The organism is Streptomyces sp. SID3343, from assembly GCF_009865215.1.
In the GTDB taxonomy this organism is placed as follows: domain Bacteria; phylum Actinomycetota; class Actinomycetes; order Streptomycetales; family Streptomycetaceae; genus Embleya.
In genome coordinates, this window is sequence record NZ_WWJX01001102.1 from 1 (window position 1) to 1,066 (window position 1,066).

A 1,066-nucleotide genomic window follows, 5' to 3' on the forward strand; every position below is an offset into this window, starting at 1 on the left:
GTCGACCACGGGTGGGCAGCCCCACCGGGCGAGCGCCGGACCCGCGACGACCTCGGTGCGCAGCCGGCCGGTCGTGTGCTCGGGATCGTCGAGGCTGTCCACCTCGACCTCGACGCGTTGGCCGACCTCGGCCACCGAGGCGCCCGCCGGTGTCCCGGTCAGGATGACGTCGCCGACCTCCAAAGTGATCGACCGGGACAGATCCGCGACCAACTCGGCAAAGCCGAACAGCAGGGTCGCGGTGGTGTCCTCCTGGACCAACTCGCCGTCCAGCCACGTCCGTACCCGCAGCGCCTCGGGCCGCAGGTCCGTTGCGTCCAACAGGCGAGGGCCTACCGGGGTGAACCCGTCGCCCCCTTTGGAGCGGACGTTCGAGCCCTTGTCGGCGTAGCGCAGGTCGTACAACCCGAGGTCGTTCGCGGCGGTCACCCAGCCGACGTGCCGCCACGCGTCGGCCGGGGTGACGCGATGCGCGCTGCGCCCGATCACCAGCGCGATCTCCCCTTCGAAGGCGAGGAGTTCGAGGCCGGCGGGGCGTTCGACGACGCCGGAGCCGGTGAGCGAACTGCTCGGCTTGAGGAAGTAGGAGGCGTGCGCGGGGGTGCGGCCGCGTTGTCGCGCGCGGGAGCGGTAGTTCAGGTGTACGGCCAGCACCTTGCCGGGACGTCGCCCCGTCGATGCCGTCACCGCGTCGTGCGTCACTCGCCACCCCTTGCCTGTGGATCTCGCCGACTCTTCGACCAGGAACGTATATGATTCCAGATAGAATAATAGAGGTGATCTCGGTTCCACTGTCAACCGTCACGACGGGCCGGCTCGCCGAAACGGGCCGGTCGGGGGTGGGACGCGGGGGAGGAGAAGCGGCGAGGGAGGCGCGTTTCGGGCAGCGGGAAGTGCCCGGTCGGGCGCCGGGTGTCGGGGCCTGTGCGGTGAGGGCGGTGCCGGCGGGCGAGGTCGGTGCGCGTGGGAACGCGGTGCGCGAAGGCGTCGAAGTGCTGCGGATCACTACCCGGGGCGGCGGATCACTGCCCGGCGGAAGCGGGCGTACCGGGCTAGCCGGGCCGCG

At 71.3% G+C, this 1,066-nt stretch carries 1 protein-coding gene; it reads right to left on the reverse strand.

Going from position 1 to position 1,066, the window contains the following annotated elements:
* A partial coding sequence (locus GT354_RS34435; RefSeq protein WP_346012313.1) for a fumarylacetoacetate hydrolase family protein occupies positions 1–702 on the reverse strand: 702 nt, incomplete at its 3' end.
* Positions 703–1,066 lie beyond the last annotated feature (364 nt).